The organism is Paraburkholderia sp. EG286B (genome assembly GCF_040965655.1).
Taxonomy (GTDB): Bacteria; Pseudomonadota; Gammaproteobacteria; order Burkholderiales; family Burkholderiaceae; genus Paraburkholderia.
The window spans coordinates 1-291 of record NZ_JBFRCF010000212.1 but is presented as its reverse complement, the minus strand read 5'-3'; the positions used below and the strand labels follow the sequence as shown (position 1 = coordinate 291).

Sequence of the window (291 nt, the reverse complement as noted above, 5' to 3'; positions counted from 1 at the left end):
CCGCCTCGCCGCCGAAGCCGCCCAGCAGCACGTTGAAGAACGAGCGGTTCATCGCGTGGCACATGATGTACGACAGGATCGCGCCGGAAGAGCCCACCAGCGAGCCCGCGATGATCAGCATGGCGTTATTCAGCGAGAAGCCGATGCCCGCCGCCGCCCAGCCGGAGTACGAGTTCAGCATCGAGACGACCACGGGCATGTCCGCGCCGCCGATCGGGATGATGATGAGCACGCCCAGCGCGAACGCGATCGCCGTCATGATGATGAACGGCAGCCACGACTGCGTGAGGA

Annotated in this window: 1 protein-coding gene; it reads right to left on the bottom strand. The window is 65.3% G+C overall.

From position 1 onward, the window contains the following. Positions 1–291, bottom strand: a 291-nt coding sequence (locus AB4Y42_RS44465) for an NAD(P)(+) transhydrogenase (Re/Si-specific) subunit beta (RefSeq protein ID WP_368697926.1), incomplete at both ends; no start/stop codon positions are given.